Below are 18,975 nucleotides of genomic sequence, written 5' to 3'. Positions count from 1 at the left end.
TTAGCGCACCGCGCGCAAGGCGGTGGTGAAGCGCGGCAGGACGCGGCCCAGTACTTCGGCGATGTAGCTCAGGAACAGCGTGCCCACCGAGCTCTTGTAGTGCTGTGGATCACGGCTGGCGATGGCCAGCACACCGTGCAAACCTTGATGACTCAGGGCGACTACGGCGGTCGAGCCGATCTGCTGGCGCTGTTCGGCGCCAAACAGGAAGTCCAGCTCATGCTCGCGCAGGGTGCCGCTGATGGTCTTGCCTTCGGACAGCAAGCCGCCAATGGCGGTCTGGGCATCGCTGCCGCTGACCCAGCGCCCTACCGGCATCGGGTTGTCGCTGAACAGGATCAGGCTGACAAAAGGCACCTGGAAGTCCTGGCGCAGGCTGTCTTCGACGGCAATCACTGCCTCTTCCAGGCTGGCGGCGTCCATCAGGGTCAGGACTAGGCGGCGGGTCTTGTCGAACAGGCGGTCGTTGTCGCGGGCCACGTCCATCAGCTGCGAGAGCCGATGGCGCATCTCGATATTGCGCTCGCGCAGGATCTTCATCTGTCGCTCCACCAGCGACACGGTATCGCCGCGCTGGTGGGGAATGCGCAGGGCCGGCAATAGTTCTTCGTGTTCGACGAAGAAATCCGGATTAGCCTCCAGATACGCCGCAATGGCTGCGGCCTCCAGACTTTCGCTTGGGGATGCGTTCGCGGGTACTTGAGGCTTATCAGTCATTAGATTTTCTCACTCATAGACGGACCTGTCCTTCGTAGACGCGGGTGGCCGGGCCGGTCATTTTCACCGGTTGGCCAGGGCCTGCCCATTCGATGGACAGACGTCCGCCGGGCAGGTCGATCAGCAGTGGCGAATCCATCCACCCCTGGCTGATCGCGGCTACGGCAGCGGCGCAGGCGCCGGTACCGCAAGCCTGGGTTTCGCCGGCACCGCGTTCCCAGACGCGCAATAGCGCACGGGAACGGTCGATGACCTGCAGGAAACCCACGTTAACCCGTGCCGGAAAGCGCGGGTGGTTTTCGATCTTCGGCCCCAGTTCGTGAACCGGTGCGCTGTTGATGTCATCGACCCGCAGTACGGCATGGGGGTTGCCCATGGACACGGCAGCCAGGTTGACGGTCTTGCCGTCCACATCCAGCGCATAGCTCAGGGCTTGCTCGGTGGCCTGGAACGGAATGTCCGCCGGCACCAGCCGTGGGGCGCCCATGTTGACGCCGATCTGGCCGTCGCTGCGAATATCCAGCTCGATGATGCCGCTTTTGGTCTCGACGCGAATCTGCCGCTTGGCGGTCAGGCGCTTGTCCAGCACAAAGCGGGCGAAACAGCGGGCACCGTTGCCGCACTGTTCCACTTCGGAGCCGTCGGAGTTGAAGATCCGGTAACGGAAATCCACTTCCGGGTTGCTCGGTGCTTCCACCAGCAGCAACTGGTCGAAGCCGACACCGGTGTGCCGGTCGCCCCACAGCTTGGCGTGCTTGGGCAGGATGTGCGCGTGCTGGCTGACGAGGTCGAGAACCATGAAGTCATTGCCCAGCCCATGCATCTTGGTAAAACGCAGCAACATGGCCTTACTCCGGCAGCAGGCTTTCGCCAGCAAACAACTCGGCTACCGTCTCGCGGCGACGCACTTCAAACGCTTGATCACCGTCCACCAGCACCTCGGCGGTACGCCCGCGGGTGTTGTAGTTGGAGCTCATGACAAACCCGTAGGCACCTGCCGAATGCACGGCCAGCAAGTCGCCTTCTTCCAGGGCCAGCTGACGTTCCTTGGCCAGGAAGTCGCCGGTCTCGCAGATCGGGCCGACCACGTCATAGGTGCGGCCTTCGCCAGCGCGTGGCTTGACGGCCGTCACGTCCATCCAGGCCTGGTACAGCGCCGGGCGGATCAGGTCGTTCATCGCCGCGTCGACGATGGCAAAATCCTTGTGCTCGGTGTGCTTGAGGTACTCGACCTGGGTCAACAGCACGCCGGCATTGGCGACGACGTAGCGGCCTGGCTCGAACATCAGCGTCAGGTCGCGGCCTTCGGTGCGCTCGCGCACGGCCTTGATGTAGTCGGACACCAGCGGCGGCTCTTCGTCGCGATAGCGCACGCCGACGCCGCCACCGAGGTCGATGTGGTGCAGGTAGATGCCGCATTCGCCGAGACGGTCGATCAACGCCAGCAGGCGGTCGAGGGCGTCGAGGAACGGTGGCAGGCTGGTCAGTTGCGAGCCGATATGGCAGTCGACGCCCAATACTTCCAGGTTCGGCAGTTGGGCGGCGCGGATGTACACGTCTTCGGCGTCGGCAATGGCGATGCCGAACTTGTTCTCTTTGAGGCCGGTAGAAATATACGGATGAGTGCCAGCGTCGACGTCCGGGTTGACCCGCAGGGAGATCGGTGCGCGAACGCCCATCTCGGCGGCCACCACTTGCAGGCGCTCCAGCTCGTCGGTGGACTCGACGTTGAAGCAGTGCACGCCAACTTCCAGGGCGCGGCGCATGTCTTCGCGGCTCTTGCCGACACCGGAGAACACAATTTTGTCAGCCTTGCCGCCGGCGGCCAGTACACGCTCCAGCTCGCCCCGGGACACGATGTCGAAACCGGCACCAAGGCGCGCCAGGACATTCAGTACACCCAGGTTGGAGTTGGCTTTTACCGCGTAGCACACCAGGCTCGGCGTGCCTTCCAGCGCATCGGCAAAGGAGCGGTATTGCGCTTCGATGTGGGCACGGGAGTACACGTAGGTCGGGGTGCCAAAGCGCTCGGCAATGGCGGACAGCGCGACACCTTCCGCGAACAGCTCGCCGTCCCGGTAGTTAAAAGCGTCCATGATGTTCCCTTAGTAGGTGTCGTGCTTGTGCGCTTTGGTCTGCGACGATTGTGCCTGTTCATTCGGGTCTTTGCTGTCATCGGGCAGATACAACGGGCCTTTTTGACCACAGGCACTAACGAGGCAAGCGACCGCGACGAGCGCAGCAAGGGAAGAGATCAGGCGCTTCATGGCGAAATCCTTGAATATGCATTAATTGCGCCCGAGTATACCGACCACCCGCCGGATTGCCTATGTGCCGAAATACCCGTCCGGCGGGGCTTTGCCGAGTTTGTCGCGATTGCGCTTACACCAGTCAGGGATAATTCACGCAGCTGCGGGTAATGAAATCGGTATCCTTTGCAATCATGATGGCGCGTCCGTATTGTGCGGCGCTTGAGCGAGACCAGACACTTTTCGAGGTTCCCACAATGAGTTTGACCGAAGCCCGTTTTCACGACCTGGTGGATTCGACCCAGCAAGCGCTGGAGGATATTTTCGACGACAGCGGTCTGGATGTGGACCTGGAGAACTCGGCTGGTGTGCTGACCGTCAAGTTTGAGAGTGGCCAGCAACTGATCTTCAGTCGCCAGGAACCGCTGCGTCAGCTGTGGCTGGCTGCGCGCTCCGGTGGCGTTCACTTCGACTACGACGAAGAAAGCGGCAAATGGCAGTGTGACAAGAGCGAAGAGTTGTTGGGCGAGATGCTCACGCGCCTGATTCATGAATATACCGGCGTCGAGCTGGACTTCGACGAGATCTGATCGTGACGCAGCCCGTACCCGTACGCCCGCCCAAGCCGCTGTTCAGCAATGTCAGCCCGGCGGTGCCGTCACCTTGTATCAGTTTATGTCGGCTGGATGAGCACAAAGTCTGCCTCGGCTGCTTCCGTCATGTGGAAGACATCCGGGAATGGCGCTCCGCCGATGATGCGCGGCGCCGCGTGATCGTCGCCCAGGCCGAGCAGCGCAGGGCCTCCACCTGAGGCCGTCTTGTTTATTTATTGTGCTGTGGTAGTGTCCGGATACACCTCAACTCATCGAGGTCCGTGAGAACCCCGCCTTTTCCTGGCGGGGTTTTGCTTTTTTGTGCAGAAAAAAGGAGTCTGCCTGAATCATGACCGCACCTTCCATCATCCTCACCCGTCTTGACGTGCAGCGTCTTGAGCAACTGATCGACCGTGTCGGCGAGGCGTCGCCGGGCGTTGAAGCCCTGCAACACGAACTCGACCGCGCCGAAGAAGTGGTTGGCCACGATGAAGTGCCTGCAACTGTCGTGACCATGAACTCCAGCGTGCATTGCCGTGAACAAGGCAGTGGCAAGGACTATCACCTGACCCTGGTCTACCCCAAGGACGCGAACGCCGACGAAGGCAAAATCTCGATCCTGGCGCCGGTGGGCAGCGCTTTGTTGGGCCTGCAAGTCGGCCAGCACATCGACTGGCCAGCACCGGGTGGCAAGACCCTCAAGCTTGAATTGCTCGGCGTCGAAGGCCAGCCGAAAGGCGGTGGCGCCTTTCCTCTCTAAACCTGGTTCAGCGCTTCATTGAGCGCCAGTTCCAGATCAGCCTTGTAGCGCAGGTACAGATTGCTCGGGCTTTGAACATCACCGAGCAGGCCGGACAGGTCCAGATCGGTGATGTAGCAGCGGTAACGCTCGGCCTCCCGGCGTTGCCCGACGATTTGCTGGGCGACCACCGCAAACAGTTGGTCGCCAAATTCCAGCTCGGAAAACTCCCGTTGATTGCAGTACAAGGTGATCCCCACCTGGCCCGGCGCTGCCTTGCCGATAATCGCCTGCACGTCGTAGAACGGTTTATTGGCCGGGGTTTGCGGCGCTGTGCGCGGTTCGGCCCGGCGTGCGCGGCCGCTGCCTGACGGCAACAGCTGGTAATACAGGATTTGCACCGCGCCGAGTGGCTGTTGCGGGTCCAGCGGCAGCAGCGCGTCGCGCCGATAAATAATCGATTGCAGGAAGCGCTGCAGCGGCACCAGCAGGCTTTGCTCGTCGTGAAACGGCAGGCGCTGCTGCCAGAGCGCGTTGAATTCATCCAGCACGTACAGCTCGGCAACCCCTTCGTTGATCCGGTAGAACACCTGCACGCAGTCGGGCAGGCCCATGGGCAGCAACAGCGCCAGGTCGTGGTCTTCGAGGGCCATGGTGTCCAGGTGCAGCGGGCTGTAGCTGGCCAGTTCCTCGCTGAGGTAGGCGATCAGCGCGTCCTGGGTCGCCAGTGACACATGGTTGGCTTGGCCGGGTGTCAGTTCCATCACGTGGTAGTGCTGCTGCACCTGCACCAGGTAGCGGTGGTTTTCCTGGCTCAGCATCAGGGTTTGCGCGGTGTCGAAGATTTCTTCCACGCGCTGGGCAATGAATTGCGCGCGGTTGTGGCAGAAGCAACGCACCCGCAATCGCGGCAGGTGATTGGCCGGCAGCTGGTTCAGGTAATCCCGCAGGCAGTCGAGCAGCGCGTGGGGGCCGTCGTAGCGGCTGACCATTACCTCGTTCCAGCTGTTGAGCGTGACCTGGTCCAGGGTCAGCACCAGGTTTTCCCGCACGCCGGCGTAACTCAGGGAGTCGGTGCGCTCGGTGGTCATCAGGATGTTCAGGTCGCGGTGGTGCTTGAGCGGGTCGACGCCGACGTTGATCAGCAGCAGCACTTCCTCGGGCACTGCCGAGCGCAGCAGGCGTTCCTCATCCACGCTGGCCATGGGCAGGGCGACGGTCTGTTGCAGGCTGCCCAGCAGGTTGAACAGCTCGAATTCGGTCATGTCGCTGCTGCCGGGGTGCAAGGCCAGGCGGGTGCTGCTGTCGATCACGCCATTGCGGTGGCACCAGGTGAGCATTTCCAGCAGGTCGCGGCTGCGCTTGATCGGCGCGAAGTGTTCCCATTCCAGGGCCGTCAGGCTGCCGTTGTACAAGCCCCAATGGTGCTGGCCCGGTTCTTTGCGGTTGGGCGCGTGCACCAGGGTCAGGGTGTCTTCGGCCAGGTCCGGGGCAATGCCGGGGTTGATGAACTCAACCTTGCCGGCCTTGCGTTCGAAGGCGGCGTACAGGCGCCGGCCGAGCACATTGAGGTCGCGCTTGTTGATCAGGCTGACGGTCTGTTCGGTGCGGGCAAACTGGGTCAGGAAGCGATAGCTGTAGTTCAGCTCGTTGACCAGCGCCCGGCGCTCGGAGGCCACCTGGCGGACTTTCCATTGGCTGCGGCTGTCCAGCAGGGCCAGTTGGCGCTGGTCCCAACCCCATTCATGGGCCAGGCGCTCCAGCAGCAAACGTTGCCAGCGGTCGGTGCGCTGGCCGGCCGTGAGCTTGAGGTTGACCTTCAGGTACAGGGCGCGTCGCACCAGTTCCAGGCGCTCCGGTTCGTTGCGAGCCTTGAGGTATTCCTCGATGCGGCGGTAGACCACGATGTACGGGTCCAGCTCGTCCAGGTCCATCTGGTTGGCAAACACCGCCCGCTTGAAGCGCAGGCTCAGGCACTGCACCTTCGGGTGTTCGCTGGCGTAGACCTCGGTCAGCAGGAGTTTGAGTACCGACTTGTAGGGCGATTCGATGCCCTTGAACAACTGCCACAGGCCGGCGCCGATAAATTCACCCGGCGGGATGTGGGCCAGATGGCCCAGGTCGAGGGTTTCATCGGCGCGGATAAAGCGCTTGGAGATCAGCGCGTGGGTGAATTCGGCGTAGCGGGTTTCTTCATACACCGGCACCAGCCACCAGACCGGCGTGCGCCCGGCCAGCCAGATGGCGGTGCGGTAGAACTCGTCCAGCAGCAGGTAATGCTGGCTGGTGCCGCAGTCTTCCGAGCTCAGTTGGGTGTCGCGCTCACCCTGGATAAACCGTGTCGGCTCGATCAGGAAGAAGTGTGCCTCGGCGCCCATGGTCAGGGCCCAGGTTTCCAGCAATTGGCATTTTTTTCGTAGCTCGGCCAGCTCGTTCTCACTGAGATCGGCAGCGTGGCAGACCCACACGTCCATATCACTTTGGTCGGCTTGGGCCAGTGTGCCCAGGCTGCCCATCAGGAACAGGCCATGAATCGGGCGCGGCGGGTTGCCGTGCCGTGGCTTGTAGGAAAACGTGCGGGTCAGGCGCTGGGCTTCTGCCAACGCTTGCGCGTCGGGTTCAAAGTTCGACAGGCCGGCCGGTGTGCTACCCGACACATAACCCGGGAGCAGCGGGTGATTGACGTGGAAAAACAGCGGCAGCAGCGTCAGTACGCTTTGCTGGCGCGGCGTCAGCCCTTCGACGGCCCGGGCCATGCGGCCCTCGTTCAGGGCCAGAAACCGCGCGCGCAACTGGGTCAGCACCTTGCGGTCGATGCCTTCGTCCAGGTCGGGGCGGATTTCGTGGGTGCGGGTCATGTCGAACTCGGTGGCTCGCAGGGCCCGACGTGGGCGGCCGAGTGGGAGTTTACAACCAGTAGCGTAGGAGGTTTAGCGGGATTTTGTTTTTGGCGCCAGAATTTTATCCCAGGCGTAGAAATGCCCGCGGAATCCGTGAAAAGAGGATCCCGTGGGCGATTCGAGGTGTCAGGCGGCTTCTTTGCTGGTCTTCAGAATAGTCAGCAGGCTTTGTGCGTGTTCGGCAGCATCCCGGCCAAGGCTGGTGAGGTAACCACCGTCTGGCTGGTCGATCAGGTCTTTTTCAAACAGGCGCTGGGCAGCGGCAATGGCAGTGGGCGCGGCGGTCTGATGAACTTTCAGACCTTCCTGGGAGCTGCCCAGGTTGAAGAGTGCAAGGATTTCCAGTTCGGCAACCAACTCAGGGGTATACGACATAAGGACTCCAGACTTTCTAGGAATTTTTAGACGTTAGCAGCCATAAGGTGAACGCACTTGGGCGAGCTGTCCAGTCGGAACTCATGCAGGGTTGATGTGGCGCAGGATTGTGGCCAGCAAGCGCTTGCTGGCCAGCGCGGCGTCGGGCTTATTGCTTCTCGGGCGGCAGCTCGGGCAGGGCGCGCAAGGCAGTTTCATACCATTCGGTATTGAAGGCGCGGTCTTCTTCGAGCAGGGCGTCGATCTCGATGGCGAGTACGTGGGCCATCATTTGCAGGATGTCTTCGCGCTCGTAGCCCACCAGGGTCAGCTTGTTGAACGTGGCCTTGGCGGCGGGCGGGTTGTCGCTTTCGATCTGGTTTTCGATCGCTTCAATCAAGGTGGTCTCGGCGAACTCTTCTTCGTCGTTGTCGATATCGGTTGGCCGCTCATGGCAGGCTCCTGGAGGAAAGGGCGCCAGTCTACCCCCATTCACTCGGCTGATGCTGCTGGTCAGGCGTGGCATCCCGTTCTATAACCACTGCTGCCAACCCCGTACACGGCCTGGAGGCTTTGTGATGCTTAAGCTTTATGGATTTTCGGTCAGCAACTACTACAACATGGTCAAGCTGGCGCTGCTGGAGAAAGGGCTGCCCTTCGAAGAGGTGCCGTTCTACGCAGGCCAGACCCCTGAAGCATTGGCCGTGAGCCCGCGGGGCAAGGTGCCGGTGCTGGGTGTCGAGCAAGGCTTTATCAACGAAACCAGCGTGATCCTCGAATACATCGAACAGACCCAGGGCGGGCGATCGCTGCTGCCGAGCGAGCCGTTCCAGCGCGCCCAGGTGCTGGCGTTGTGCAGGGAAATCGAGTTGTACATCGAGTTGCCGGCCCGGGCGTGTTTTGCCGAGGCGTTTTTCGGAATGCCGGTACCTGAGGCGATCAAGGAAAAATCCAGGGCGGAGTTATTGCTGGGCGTCGCATCGCTGGGGCGGCACGGGAAGTTCGCGCCGTATGTGGCGGGGGACAGCTTCACGATTGCGGATTTGTATTTTGTGTACAGCGTGGACCTGGCCTGTGCCGTGGCTGGGAAGCTGTTCGGGCTGGATCTGTTGGCTGAGTTGCCGAAGGCCAAGGCGTTGCTGGAGCGCTTGCAGGCGTTGCCGAATGCCCAGCGGGTAGCGGCGGACAAGGAAGCGGCGATGCCGGCGTTTATGGCGATGATTGCTGCGAAGAAATAAAGACTGCTTTTGTGGCGAGGGAGCTTGCTCCCGTTGGGCAGCGGAGCGGCCCCAAAAATGGGACTGCTGCGCAGTCCAACGGGAGCAAGCTCCCTCGCCACAGGTTCAGTGTTCGCCCTTATTTGCCGGGGTACTTACCTTTGGGTTAGCGGCTGGCGAGCAATGCCTGGCCGCGAACCACGGCAGCCTTCACCTGCGCCGGCGCAGTCCCGCCGATATGGTTACGGGCATTCACCGACCCTTCCAGGGTCAGCACCGCAAACACGTCCTGCTCGATCTGGTCGCTGAACTGGCGCAGTTCTTCCAGGCTCATTTCCGCCAGGTCCTTGCCGGTGTCCACGCCGTATTTCACGGCATGGCCGACGATTTCGTGGCAGTCGCGGAACGGCAGTCCACGGCGTACCAGGTAGTCGGCCAGGTCGGTGGCGGTGGAGAAACCACGCAGGGCCGCTTCACGCATGATGGCGTGCTTGGGCTTGATCGCCGGGATCATGTCGGCAAAGGCCCGCAGCGAGTCGCGCAGGGTGTCGGCGGCGTCGAACAGCGGTTCCTTGTCTTCCTGGTTGTCTTTGTTGTAGGCCAGCGGCTGGCCTTTCATCAGGGTCAACAGGCCCATCAGCGCGCCGAATACACGGCCGCTTTTGCCACGCACCAATTCCGGCACGTCGGGGTTTTTCTTTTGCGGCATGATCGAGCTGCCGGTGCAGAAGCGGTCCGGCAGGTCGATGAACTGGAATTGCGCACTGGTCCACAGCACCAGCTCTTCGGAGAAACGTGACAAGTGCATCATCGCGATGCTGGCCGCGGCGCAGAATTCGATGGCGAAGTCACGGTCCGACACGCCGTCCAGGGAGTTGCCGCCCACGGCGTCGAAACCCAGCAGTTGCGCGGTGTATTCGCGGTCGATCGGGTAGGTGGTGCCGGCCAGTGCGGCGCTGCCCAGGGGCATGCGGTTGGCGCGCTTGCGGCAGTCCACCAGGCGCTCGTAGTCGCGGCTGAGCATTTCGAACCAGGCCAGCAGGTGGTGGCCGAAGGTCACAGGCTGTGCGGTCTGCAGGTGGGTGAAGCCGGGCATGATGGTGCCGGACTCACGCTCTGCCTGCTCCAGCAGGCCTTTTTGCAGGCGGGTGATTTCGGCCAGGATCAGGTCGATCTCGTCCCGCAGCCACAGGCGGATATCGGTGGCCACCTGGTCGTTACGGCTGCGACCTGTGTGCAGTTTCTTGCCGGTCACACCGATGCGGTCGGTGAGGCGGGCCTCGATGTTCATGTGCACGTCTTCCAGGTCGACGCGCCAGTCGAAGGTGCCGGCTTCGATCTCGCCACGGATGGTGGTCAGGCCGTCGATGATGCTGTCGCGCTCGGCATCGGTCAGTACGCCGACCTTGGCCAGCATCGTGGCGTGGGCGATCGAGCCCATGATGTCGTGGCGGTACAGGCGCTGGTCGAAGGTGACGGAGGCGGTGAAGCGCGCGACGAAGGCGTCGACGGGTTCACTGAAGCGGCCGCCCCAGGACTGGTTGGTCTTGTCGGTGCTCATGGATTCGCTCGTGATCTGCTGGAAAGAGGGCATGAAAGTGTGGCGCCGATAATAACAGGGTTGCCCCCGGAGGCGATGATGCCAGGGCGGGGCATTTTTATTTGTTTCCAAGATGGCTAAGTGCCTTGCCGCCGGCCTCGCGCAGGACGAGACTGGAACCAGGACCGAACGGGGGTTTAAAACTAACGGTCCTTGGGTAAACAAAGCGTGTTTATTGAAACGATATTTGACGATTGAGCAATATCGTCTTCGCGAACGTCTACAGTTGCACTGATAGAGCGTCGCGCTGACAGACGGTGCACTGCACCAATGCCGGGCGATGAGGTCGAACTCCAGGCTATCCATTAGAAAGGGGGTGTTCATATTGTGTATCAGCAAACCCTACGACGATGCCCGAAGGCAGCAGGCTTTGGGCGCGATTGAACAGGTCCGGGTAAATATTGGTGCCACTCTCGGGGCACTTTTTGCCGCTCGCGCTAGTCTTAGCGTGGATCGCCGTGACGGAAGTCACCGCACCTGTCTACGCTATCCTTGTGCGAGACTCACGCAGGAATCCAGCGCAATATGAATGTCCTGATCGTTGATGACGAACCCCAAGCCCGCGAGCGACTGAGCCGTTTGGTCAGTGAACTCGAGGGTTACAGTGTCCTTGAGCCGAGCGCCACCAGTGGCGAGGAAGCCTTGGCCCTTATTGACAGCCTCAAGCCGGACGTCGTGTTACTCGACATCCGCATGCCGGGCCTTGATGGCTTGCAGGTTGCTGCCCGCCTGAGCGAGCGAGAATCGCCGCCTTCGGTGGTGCTGTGTGCCTCCCAGGATGAGTTCTCTTCCGAGGCCCTGGATGCCAGCGGCGCCAGTTTCCTGGTCAAGCCGATCAACGCCGATGCCTTGCTTCGTGCCTTGAAAAAAGCCGAGCGTCCCAATCGTGTCCAACTGGCCGCCTTGACCCAGCCCGCAGCCCAGGGCGGCAACGGGCCGCGCAGCCATATCAGTGCCCGTACCCGCAAGGGCATCGAACTGATTCCCCTGGATCAGGTGGTCTACTTCATCGCCGATCACAAGTACGTGACCTTGCGTCACGAGGCCGGTGAAGTACTGCTCGATGAGCCACTCAAGGCGTTGGAAGATGAATTTGGCGACCGCTTTGTGCGCATCCACCGCAATGCGCTGGTGGCACGCGAGCGCATCGAGCGCCTGCAGCGCACGCCGCTTGGGCACTTTCAACTGTTCCTGAAGGGCCTCAATGGCGATGCCTTGATCGTCAGCCGGCGTCATGTCGCCGGTGTGCGCAAGATGATGCAGCAGCTTTAGCCCAAGGGCTGACGCGAGCTTCACCGCCCATATCCCGGTGCGACGCGGCCAGGGAGGCCCCGCACTTGCTGATTCAAATCAAAGCGCCTTTGCCTGAGCTGTTATTATCTGCCGTATCTATTCAGTACGGATTGATCCATGTCCTCTCGCGAAATCCGCATCGCCACCCGTAAAAGCGCCCTGGCCTTATGGCAGGCCGAGTACGTCAAAGCACGTCTTGAGCAGGCCCATCCCGGCCTCAAGGTGTCCCTGGTGCCCATGGTCAGTCGCGGCGACAAGCTGCTTGATTCGCCATTGTCGAAAATCGGCGGCAAGGGCCTGTTCGTCAAGGAACTGGAAACCGCTCTGCTGGAAAACGAAGCCGACATCGCCGTGCATTCGATGAAAGACGTGCCCATGGACTTCCCCGAAGGCCTGGGCCTGTTTTGCATCTGCGAGCGCGAAGACCCACGCGATGCTTTCGTTTCCAATACCTACGCCTCTCTTGATGAGCTGCCGCTGGGCAGCGTCGTCGGCACCTCCAGCCTGCGTCGCCAGGCACAGTTGCTGACCCGCCGCCCAGACCTGCAAATCCGTTTCCTGCGGGGCAACGTCAATACCCGCCTGGCCAAGCTGGATGCCGGTGAATATGACGCGATCATCCTCGCGGCAGCCGGCCTGATCCGCCTGGGTTTTGAAGACCGCATCACCTCGGCCATCAGCGTTGAAGACAGCTTGCCGGCTGGCGGGCAAGGCGCCGTGGGTATCGAGTGCCGCACCGCCGACCGCGAAATTCATGCGCTGCTCAAGCCGCTGGACCACCAGGACACTGAAATTCGCGTCACCGCCGAACGCGCTCTGAACAAACACCTCAACGGTGGCTGCCAGGTGCCGATCGCCTGTTACGCCGTGCTGGAGGGCGAGAACCTCTGGCTGCGTGGCCTGGTGGGCGACCCGAGTGGTGGGTTGCTGCTCACTGCACAGATTCGCGGGCCGCAAAGCGAGGCGACCAGCCTGGGTATCAAAGTCGCCGAAGAGCTGCTGGAAAAAGGCGCCGGTGCCATCCTGCAAGCGGTGTACGGCGAGGCCGGCCCGCAGTGACGCAATGGCGTGTGCTGTTGACGCGGCCCGCCGAGGAGTCGGCGGCCCTGGCAGCGACCTTATCTGAGGAAGGTATTTTCAGCAGCAGCCTGCCGTTGCTGGAGATCGAAGCGCTGCCCGTCACGCCTGAGCAACACGCGATCTTTCGCGAGCTGGACCGTTATTGTGCGGTGATCGTGGTGAGCAAGCCGGCGGCGCGCCTGGGCGTGCAGTTGTTGGCGCAACACTGGCCGCAACCTCCGGCGTTGCCATGGTTCAGCGTCGGCGCCGCTACGGCTCAGGTGTTGGCCGACCGCGGCCTTGACGTCAGCTGCCCCCAGGAAGGTGACGACAGTGAGGCCTTGCTTGAATTGGCTGCCTTGCGCGAGGCTATTGCACAGCCCGGTGGCCGGGTGCTGATTCTGCGGGGCGAGGGCGGGAGAGAGCTGCTGGCTGAGCGTTTACGCGAGCAAGGTGCTAGTGTCGACTATCTGGAGTTGTACCGCCGTTTCCTGCCGGATTACGACAGTGCAGCCCTGACCCAACGCATAAACGTGGAACGCTTGAACGGCGTGGTGGTCAGCAGTGGGCAGGGTTTTTTACACCTGCAAGCCCTGGCCGGCACAGATTGGCCCCTGGTGGCACAACTGCCGTTGTTTGTGCCCAGCCCGCGAGTCGCCGAAATGGCGCGTGCCGCTGGCGCGCAAGAAGTTGTGGATTGTCGTGGCGCCAGTGCCGCGGCTTTGTTAGTGGCGTTACGGAGTTTCTCCGTTCCCACTCTCTAATACGCAAAGGATGGATACGTGAGCGAAACAGCCTTGCCTAAAGATGAAGCTCAGCCCGCGCTTGATGCGCCTGTTGAGACACCGGTCACCACCGCCCCGCGTCGTGGCAACGGCCTGGCTATCGTGGCCTTGTTACTCGGCGCAGCCGGTGTTGCCGCCGGTGGCTGGGGGATCTGGCAGGTCCGCGCACTGCAGGCGAGCAGCCAGCAACAGCTGGGCCAAGTGCAAACCCTGGACGACCAGTCCCAGAGCCTCAAGCAGAGCCAGCAGCAGTTGTCTGCGCGCCTGGGGCAACTGCCGGGTGCTGACGAGCTGGAAGAGCGCCGCCGGCTGGTGGCGCAATTGCAGGGCGACCAGCAGCGCTTGAGCCAGCGCCTGGAAACCGTGCTGGGTGCCAGCCGCCAGGACTGGCGCCTGGCCGAGGCCGAACACCTTATCCGCCTGGCCAGCCTGCGTCTTTCCGCCTTGCAGGACATTAACAGTGCCCAGGCACTGGTCCAGGGCGCTGACGAAATCCTTCGCGAACAAAGTGACCCCGGCTCGTACGCCGCCCGTGAGCAGTTGGCCAAGAGCCTCGCCGCGTTGCGCAATATCGAACAGCCGGACCGTACCGGGTTGTACCTGCAACTGGCGGCATTGCGCGATCAGGTCGTGCAACTCGCGGCCATCGCTCCGGAATACCAGCTCCCGGAAGCGGCCAATGAGGGGCGTCCGACGACCGATACGGACAACCGCTGGAGCCAGTGGTGGGAGCAGATCTCGCGGTATTTCCGCATCGACTTCAACCCCGATGACAACATTCGTCCGCTGCTGGCAGGGCAAGGCCTGAACCAGGTGCGCCTGGCCTTGAGCCTGGCGCTGGAGCAGGCGCAGTGGGCGGCGCTCAATGGCGAGCCGGCGGTGTACAGCCGCTCCCTCGGCGAGGCCCGCAGCGTGTTGCAGGACAACTTCAATCAAGACAACCCGCAAAGCAAAGCCATGCTGGCGCGTATTGCCGAGCTCGAGCCCAAGGCCGTGTCGGTGGTAACGCCGGACCTGGCCGCGAGCCTGGCTGCCGTGCAGGCTTACCTTGACCGTCGCCACCTGTCTGCCGAAGAAGCCAAGGCTTCCGCTGGCAAGCCGGCGACCCAGGAGTAAAGCCAATGAAGCGCTTCTATGTGATCCTGGTGCTGGCGATTGCGATCGCCCTGGCACTGGCCGTGGGCATCTCGAAACACACCGGTTACGTGCTGATTACTTATCCCCATGTGCTGCATTACGAGTCCGGGCTGTGGTCGACGCTGGTGGCGCTGTTTGCCATCGGTCTGGCGATCTACCTGGTCCGGGTGCTGCTTAGCCTGGTGCTGACTTCGGGTGGTGTGGTCAACCCGTGGTCGCGGCGCAATCGCAGCCGTCGGGTGCAGGTCGCCATTGAACAGGGCCAGATGGATCTCGCCGAAGGGCGCTGGGCCAGCGCCGAGCGTCACTTGCACCGAGCGGCCGAAGCGGAGCGCCAGCCATTGCTCTACTACCTCGGTGCCGCCCGCGCGGCTAACGAGCAGGGGCGTTATGAGGAGGCGGACGGCCTGCTGGAGCGCGCGCTGGAACGCCAGCCCCAGGCCGAACTGGCGGTGGCCTTGAGTCATGCGCAGTTGCAGATGGACCGTGGCGACACTGATGGCGCCCTGGTCACCTTGCAGGCCATGCATGAGCGTCATCCGCATAACGTCCAGGTATTGCGCCAATTACAGCGGCTGTATCAACAGCGCGGTGACTGGTCTTCGGTAATTCGGCTGTTGCCGGAGCTGCGCAAGGACAAAGCGTTGCCCCCCGCCGAACTGGCTGACCTGGAGCGTCGCGCCTGGGGCGAGAACCTGACCTTGGCGGCCCAGCGCGAAGAGCAGGGCGAGGCCGGTCAGCAATCCCTTGAGCGAGCTTGGCAACAACTCACTTCCGCCCAGCGCCAGGAGCCGCAACTGGTGCTGGCGTACGCCGAACAACTGCGCCAATTGGGCGCGGATGCCAAGGCTGAAGAAGTGCTGCGCGGTGCGCTCAAGCGCGAGTACGACAGCCATCTGATCAGGCTCTACGGCCTGCTGCGTGGCAGCGATCCGGCGAAGCAACTGAAGTTTGCCGAAGGCTGGCTCAAGGATCATCCAGGCGATGCCAGCCTGTTGCTGACCCTGGGACGCCTGTGCCTGCAAAACAGCCTGTGGGGAAAGGCGCGGGACTACCTGGAAAGCAGCCTGCAGGTGCAACGCAACCCCGAAGCCTGTGCCGAACTGGCGCGCCTGTTGGCGCAGTTGGGCGACACCGAGCGCAGCAACCAGTTGTTCCAGGAAGGCCTGGGCCTGCTGGACAAGCGTCTGCTGGCGTCACCGCTGCCTGTGCCGGCACGGGTTTGAAGTAGGAAACGTCGTAAGGGTTGCCTCAGAGTTGTCTCGTGGGCAACCCTTCAAGAGCGCTCAATAGCTGTAGGCAATATGGCCTGTAGTAAACTCCTACGCAGATGTGCGTTTAATCGTTCACCTTCTGACGGGATATCCCTACGCTCTCGCGGAATCGTCTGCTCCGACGCGTATTGAAAGGGGTAAGGCCTTTCCTCTACCGTAACTACCTATCTCTTGCGTTGCGGATAAACAATGTCTCTGGCCCCCTCACGCTCCCTGTTCCTCCTGGCGTTCCTGGCTGGTGCGCTGACGCTGGGCGCGTCCTTTTACCTGGAATATGCCGCGTTTTTGCGGCCGTGTTTCCTGTGTCAGGTGCAACGAATTCTTGTGGCTGCCTTCACGCTGATCAACCTGGTGGCGGCGATTCATGGGCCCAGGCGGTCCGGGATCTACCTGTACTGGGCGGCCAGCATGGGCTGTGCAGTGTTGGGCGCCATCACCGCCGTACGCCAGGTGCTGCTGCAAAATACACCGCCGGAACAGCTGCCTGACTGTTGGCCTGGCCTTCAATCCATGATCGAAAACCTGTCGCTCCGGGAGGCGTTGTCGCTGATCTTCAAGGGCACCGTCGACTGCGTGGAAATCAACTGGACGCTGTTCGACTTGAGTATTCCCGAGTGGAGCCTGCTGTTCTTCGTGGCCATGCTGATCCTTGGCATCGCGCAGTTCTCGCGGTTGCTGCTGAGCCAGCGTTTTGGCCTTGCACGGCACTGAGAGGTGCCCGCAGGTTGTAGGAAGGGATTAAACACTTGTATGAACTTTCTCTCCTGCGTACCTTGATGCCATAGTCATGCGGGCATAATCTGGCCCGCACGCGTTATTGAAACAGATTGTTCGATGCACCTTTGCCCGGTTGCCGCTTTAACCTTGAAGTGTTGCGCGGGCAGTGTGCGGCGCCCCTATAGGGAAGAGAGATCATCATGCTGGAAAGTTGTCAGAATGCTCAGGAACGCTGGGGTGGGGTGCATAAACTGATCGATAGTTGGTTGAAAGCGCGTCACGAACTGATTCGGGCCTTTGATGCTCTCGGTGCCAGGCCCGAAGCGCTCAGCGAGAACCGCAAGCCGTTGCAGGAATTCTGTGGGGTATTGGTGGATTACGTCTCGGCGGGGCACTTCGGTATCTACGAGCAGTTGACCAAAGAGGCCGAGGCTTTCGACGATCAACGTGGCCTGGACTTGGCAGAGACGATTTACCCGCGCATCGATGTCATCACCGAGAAGCTGCTGGCGTTCAACGACCTGTGTGATGCTGGCCAGTGCGTTGCAGAAAAATTCAAAGAGTTGGGCGGTTTGCTTCACGAGCGTTTCGAACTGGAAGATTGCCTGATCGAAGTGCTGCACAACGCTCACAAGGAAGAGTTGACGGCTAAAGCCTGACTCGCCGCCACACAAAAAAACGGTGCGCATTGCGCACCGTTTTTCGTTTGGGCTCAGGCGCCCGCGTTGAGCAATTCGATCTCGAATACCAGTGGCGTATAAGGTGGGATCAACTCGCCCGCACCCTCAGCGCCATAGGCTTGGTCGGATGGAATCACCAGGCGCCACTTCGCGCCCACCGGCATCTGCTGCAACGCACTGCGCCAGCCGCTGATCACGCTGTCCAGGCGAAACCACTGGGGTTGTGTGCTCTTGTCGAAGACGGTGCCGTCGGGTAACCGCCCAACATAATTCACTTGCACGCGATCATCGGCCGCCGGTTTCTTCCCGCTGCCAGGGGTCAGTTCGGTCAACAGGATGCCGTCTGCCAATTCGCGCACGCCACTTTTGGATTTCTCACTGGCTAAAAATTGTTGTTCGGCGGCGAGTGCTTTTTCACTTTGTGGTGCTCGATTGTCCGGTGCGTTTTGCGCTTCGTGCTGGGCAAGGATCTGTTCGATGCGTGTGTCGTCCAGGGCCAGTGGCTTACCTTGATAGGCCTGTTTGAGTCCGTCGATCAGTGCCTCGATTTGCAGGCCCGGCATCTCCTGGCGCAGTCGCTCACCCAGGCTGGCGCCCAGGCTGTAGGCCAGGTCGTGGTCATCTTTGGACGGGGATTTCTCACTCGCATTGGCCACTGAAAGCGCCACGCTCAACACTAAAAAAAGGTAACGCGACATGGGCGTTCTCCAGCCGAAAGTGCGATGGATTATGCCAGTGTGAATGCTTAAAAAGTGGCGCGGATTTTCGTTATATCAATAAGAATTTTCGTGCGGTGCAACGCAAGCCAATCGATACTGTCAACATGCCCTAGCGGCGGTAAGAGCAGAGGGCTAGTATGAGCCGCACCCACGTCAGCCAGGAGGTAAACCATGTCGGCCAAACAGAAGCCTGTAAATACCCCGTTGCATTTGCTCCAACAACTTTCGGGCAGCCTGCTCGAACATTTGGAAAACGCTTGTTCACAAGCCTTGGCTGATGCAGAGAAGTTGCTCGCCAAGCTTGAAAAACAACGCGGCAAAGCTCAGGAAAAACTGCACAAATCCCGTACCAAACTGCAAGGCGCAGCGACCGCTGGCAAAGCCAAGGCACAAGCCAAAGCCAAGGACGCCGTCAAAGAACTTGAGGACTTGCTCGACGCCCTCAAGGATCGTCAATCCGAAACCCGCACCTACATTTCCCAACTCAAGCGTGATGCTTCCGAGAGCCTGAAGCTGGCTCAGGGTGTTGGTCGTGTGAAGGAAGCTGTAGGCAAAGTGCTGAGCACCCGTGCTCCGGCCAAAGCTGTTGCAGCCAGCGCAGCGAAGAAGCCAGCCAGCAAAGCCGTCGCCGCCAAGGCACCTGCAAAAGCTGCGGCCAAGCCTGTGGCAAAAGCACCGGCTAAATCCGCTGCCAAGCCAGCTGCTAAAACCGCTGCTGCGAAACCAGCCGCCAAACCAGCTGCTAAAACGGCTGCTGCGAAACCGGCCGCCAAGCCAACTGCTAAAACGGCTGCTGCGAAACCGGCCGCCAAGCCAGCTGCTAAAACCGCTGCTGCGAAACCAGCTGCCAAGCCGGCTGCTAAAACTGTTGCTGCGAAACCAGCTGCCAAGCCGGCCGCTAAAACTGCTGCTGCGAAACCAGCTGCCAAGCCAGCCGCTAAA

The 18,975-nt window shown here is 61.3% G+C and carries 21 protein-coding genes; 12 read left to right on the top strand and 9 right to left on the bottom strand.

The annotated features are described in order from the left end of the window. From LIY45_RS14960 to LIY45_RS14945, 4 genes are read right to left on the bottom strand one after another with little or no spacing between them, the layout of a single operon-like run. Window positions 1-717: a DUF484 family protein gene (locus LIY45_RS14960; RefSeq protein WP_226476785.1), complete on the bottom strand. Its 717-nt coding sequence runs from the start codon at window positions 715-717 to the stop codon at window positions 1-3. Window positions 718-730: 13 nt separating this feature from the next. Next, complete coding sequence (gene dapF / locus LIY45_RS14955) at window positions 731-1,561, bottom strand: diaminopimelate epimerase (RefSeq protein ID WP_226476784.1); 831 nt, start codon at window positions 1,559-1,561, stop codon at window positions 731-733. A 4-nt stretch (window positions 1,562-1,565) separates the two neighbouring features. Beyond that, window positions 1,566-2,813: a diaminopimelate decarboxylase gene (gene lysA, locus LIY45_RS14950; RefSeq protein WP_017476669.1), complete on the bottom strand. Its 1,248-nt coding sequence runs from the start codon at window positions 2,811-2,813 to the stop codon at window positions 1,566-1,568. A gap of 9 nt (window positions 2,814-2,822) precedes the next feature. Further along, complete coding sequence (locus LIY45_RS14945) at window positions 2,823-2,984, bottom strand: lipoprotein (protein WP_003208801.1); 162 nt, start codon at window positions 2,982-2,984, stop codon at window positions 2,823-2,825. Window positions 2,985-3,223: 239 nt separating this feature from the next. Here LIY45_RS14945 and cyaY point away from each other — a divergent pair, with 239 nt between their 5' ends. From cyaY to rnk, 3 genes are all read left to right on the top strand, one after another. Beyond that, a complete protein-coding gene (gene cyaY / locus LIY45_RS14940) occupies window positions 3,224-3,556 on the top strand; it encodes an iron donor protein CyaY (protein WP_017476668.1) in 333 nt (110 codons plus the stop codon). Between the two features lie 2 nt (window positions 3,557-3,558). Further along, window positions 3,559-3,777, top strand: a complete 219-nt coding sequence (locus tag LIY45_RS14935; RefSeq protein ID WP_026077858.1) for a DUF1289 domain-containing protein — start codon at window positions 3,559-3,561, stop codon at window positions 3,775-3,777. 131 nt (window positions 3,778-3,908) lie between these two features. Then, a complete protein-coding gene (rnk, locus tag LIY45_RS14930) occupies window positions 3,909-4,319 on the top strand; it encodes a nucleoside diphosphate kinase regulator (RefSeq protein ID WP_226476783.1) in 411 nt (136 codons plus the stop codon). Here rnk and LIY45_RS14925 read toward each other — a convergent pair. The 3 genes from LIY45_RS14925 to LIY45_RS14915 all read right to left on the bottom strand — a co-directional run bounded on the left by LIY45_RS14925 (window position 4,316) and on the right by LIY45_RS14915 (window position 8,078). Beyond that, on the bottom strand, window positions 4,316-7,156 hold the full coding sequence (locus LIY45_RS14925; protein ID WP_226476782.1) for a class I adenylate cyclase: 2,841 nt from the start codon (window positions 7,154-7,156) through the stop codon (window positions 4,316-4,318). The genes rnk and LIY45_RS14925 overlap by 4 nt on opposite strands. 168 nt (window positions 7,157-7,324) lie before the next feature. Then, a complete protein-coding gene (locus LIY45_RS14920; RefSeq protein WP_226476781.1) occupies window positions 7,325-7,573 on the bottom strand; it encodes a TIGR02647 family protein in 249 nt (82 codons plus the stop codon). 148 nt (window positions 7,574-7,721) lie between these two features. Then, complete coding sequence (locus LIY45_RS14915; protein ID WP_226476780.1) at window positions 7,722-8,078, bottom strand: hypothetical protein; 357 nt, start codon at window positions 8,076-8,078, stop codon at window positions 7,722-7,724. 52 nt (window positions 8,079-8,130) lie between these two features. Here LIY45_RS14915 and LIY45_RS14910 point away from each other — a divergent pair, with 52 nt between their 5' ends. Then, window positions 8,131-8,790, top strand: coding sequence for a glutathione S-transferase (locus tag LIY45_RS14910; RefSeq protein WP_226476779.1), 660 nt, complete (start codon window positions 8,131-8,133; stop codon window positions 8,788-8,790). 145 nt (window positions 8,791-8,935) lie between these two features. Here LIY45_RS14910 and argH read toward each other — a convergent pair whose 3' ends face one another. Beyond that, complete coding sequence (gene argH / locus LIY45_RS14905; protein WP_003208818.1) at window positions 8,936-10,330, bottom strand: argininosuccinate lyase; 1,395 nt, start codon at window positions 10,328-10,330, stop codon at window positions 8,936-8,938. A 564-nt stretch (window positions 10,331-10,894) separates the two neighbouring features. Here argH and LIY45_RS14900 point away from each other — a divergent pair. From LIY45_RS14900 to rsd, 7 genes are all read left to right on the top strand, one after another. Beyond that, a complete protein-coding gene (locus LIY45_RS14900) occupies window positions 10,895-11,641 on the top strand; it encodes a LytTR family DNA-binding domain-containing protein (protein ID WP_017476662.1) in 747 nt (248 codons plus the stop codon). 138 nt (window positions 11,642-11,779) lie between these two features. Further along, window positions 11,780-12,721, top strand: coding sequence for a hydroxymethylbilane synthase (gene hemC / locus LIY45_RS14895; RefSeq protein WP_226476778.1), 942 nt, complete (start codon window positions 11,780-11,782; stop codon window positions 12,719-12,721). After that, window positions 12,718-13,485 carry a uroporphyrinogen-III synthase gene (locus LIY45_RS14890; RefSeq protein WP_226476777.1) on the top strand — a complete coding sequence of 256 codons (768 nt, stop codon included), beginning with the start codon at window positions 12,718-12,720 and terminating at the stop codon, window positions 13,483-13,485. The genes hemC and LIY45_RS14890 overlap by 4 nt, the downstream gene beginning before the upstream one ends. 18 nt (window positions 13,486-13,503) lie before the next feature. Further along, the gene (locus tag LIY45_RS14885; RefSeq protein ID WP_226476776.1) at window positions 13,504-14,622 is read left to right on the top strand and encodes a uroporphyrinogen-III C-methyltransferase; all 1,119 of its coding nucleotides are present in this window, start codon (window positions 13,504-13,506) and stop codon (window positions 14,620-14,622) included. 5 nt (window positions 14,623-14,627) lie between these two features. Further along, on the top strand, window positions 14,628-15,869 hold the full coding sequence (locus tag LIY45_RS14880; protein WP_017476659.1) for a heme biosynthesis protein HemY: 1,242 nt from the start codon (window positions 14,628-14,630) through the stop codon (window positions 15,867-15,869). A gap of 237 nt (window positions 15,870-16,106) precedes the next feature. Further along, entirely contained in the window at window positions 16,107-16,628 is a 522-nt protein-coding gene (locus LIY45_RS14875) for a disulfide bond formation protein B (protein WP_226476775.1), read from the top strand. A gap of 206 nt (window positions 16,629-16,834) precedes the next feature. Further along, window positions 16,835-17,293, top strand: a complete 459-nt coding sequence (rsd, locus tag LIY45_RS14870; RefSeq protein ID WP_226476774.1) for a sigma D regulator — start codon at window positions 16,835-16,837, stop codon at window positions 17,291-17,293. A gap of 53 nt (window positions 17,294-17,346) precedes the next feature. Here rsd and LIY45_RS14865 read toward each other — a convergent pair whose 3' ends face one another. Then, on the bottom strand, window positions 17,347-18,012 hold the full coding sequence (locus LIY45_RS14865; protein ID WP_226476773.1) for an FKBP-type peptidyl-prolyl cis-trans isomerase: 666 nt from the start codon (window positions 18,010-18,012) through the stop codon (window positions 17,347-17,349). A 192-nt stretch (window positions 18,013-18,204) separates the two neighbouring features. On the opposite strand from LIY45_RS14865, the gene LIY45_RS14860 reads away from it, so the two are divergent. Then, on the top strand, window positions 18,205-18,975 hold a 771-nt coding region (locus LIY45_RS14860), incomplete at its 3' end, for an AlgP family protein (RefSeq protein ID WP_226476772.1).

Source organism: Pseudomonas sp. MWU16-30323 (genome assembly GCF_020515595.1).
In the GTDB taxonomy this organism is placed as follows: domain Bacteria; phylum Pseudomonadota; class Gammaproteobacteria; order Pseudomonadales; family Pseudomonadaceae; genus Aquipseudomonas; species Aquipseudomonas yamanorum.
Note: the sequence above shows the minus strand (reverse complement) of the source record. Positions and strands in the feature narration are given on the sequence as shown.

Bases quoted from the DNA above. Each gene is read 5' to 3' on its own strand.
- LIY45_RS14875 (WP_226476775.1), top strand. From the start codon at position 16,107: ATGTCTCTGGCCCCCTCACGCTCCCTGTTCCTCCTGGCGTTCCTGGCT.
- dapF (WP_226476784.1), bottom strand. From the start codon at position 1,561: ATGTTGCTGCGTTTTACCAAGATGCATGGGCTGGGCAATGACTTCATG.
- LIY45_RS14920 (WP_226476781.1), bottom strand. From the start codon at position 7,573: ATGTCGTATACCCCTGAGTTGGTTGCCGAACTGGAAATCCTTGCACTC.
- LIY45_RS14915 (WP_226476780.1), bottom strand. From the start codon at position 8,078: ATGCCACGCCTGACCAGCAGCATCAGCCGAGTGAATGGGGGTAGACTG.
- LIY45_RS14910 (WP_226476779.1), top strand. From the start codon at position 8,131: ATGCTTAAGCTTTATGGATTTTCGGTCAGCAACTACTACAACATGGTC.
- lysA (WP_017476669.1), bottom strand. From the start codon at position 2,813: ATGGACGCTTTTAACTACCGGGACGGCGAGCTGTTCGCGGAAGGTGTC.
- LIY45_RS14865 (WP_226476773.1), bottom strand. From the start codon at position 18,012: ATGTCGCGTTACCTTTTTTTAGTGTTGAGCGTGGCGCTTTCAGTGGCC.
- LIY45_RS14900 (WP_017476662.1), top strand. From the start codon at position 10,895: ATGAATGTCCTGATCGTTGATGACGAACCCCAAGCCCGCGAGCGACTG.
- LIY45_RS14945 (WP_003208801.1), bottom strand. From the start codon at position 2,984: ATGAAGCGCCTGATCTCTTCCCTTGCTGCGCTCGTCGCGGTCGCTTGC.
- rsd (WP_226476774.1), top strand. From the start codon at position 16,835: ATGCTGGAAAGTTGTCAGAATGCTCAGGAACGCTGGGGTGGGGTGCAT.
- argH (WP_003208818.1), bottom strand. From the start codon at position 10,330: ATGAGCACCGACAAGACCAACCAGTCCTGGGGCGGCCGCTTCAGTGAA.
- LIY45_RS14960 (WP_226476785.1), bottom strand. From the start codon at position 717: ATGACTGATAAGCCTCAAGTACCCGCGAACGCATCCCCAAGCGAAAGT.
- LIY45_RS14925 (WP_226476782.1), bottom strand. From the start codon at position 7,156: ATGACCCGCACCCACGAAATCCGCCCCGACCTGGACGAAGGCATCGAC.
- hemC (WP_226476778.1), top strand. From the start codon at position 11,780: ATGTCCTCTCGCGAAATCCGCATCGCCACCCGTAAAAGCGCCCTGGCC.
- rnk (WP_226476783.1), top strand. From the start codon at position 3,909: ATGACCGCACCTTCCATCATCCTCACCCGTCTTGACGTGCAGCGTCTT.
- cyaY (WP_017476668.1), top strand. From the start codon at position 3,224: ATGAGTTTGACCGAAGCCCGTTTTCACGACCTGGTGGATTCGACCCAG.
- LIY45_RS14880 (WP_017476659.1), top strand. From the start codon at position 14,628: ATGAAGCGCTTCTATGTGATCCTGGTGCTGGCGATTGCGATCGCCCTG.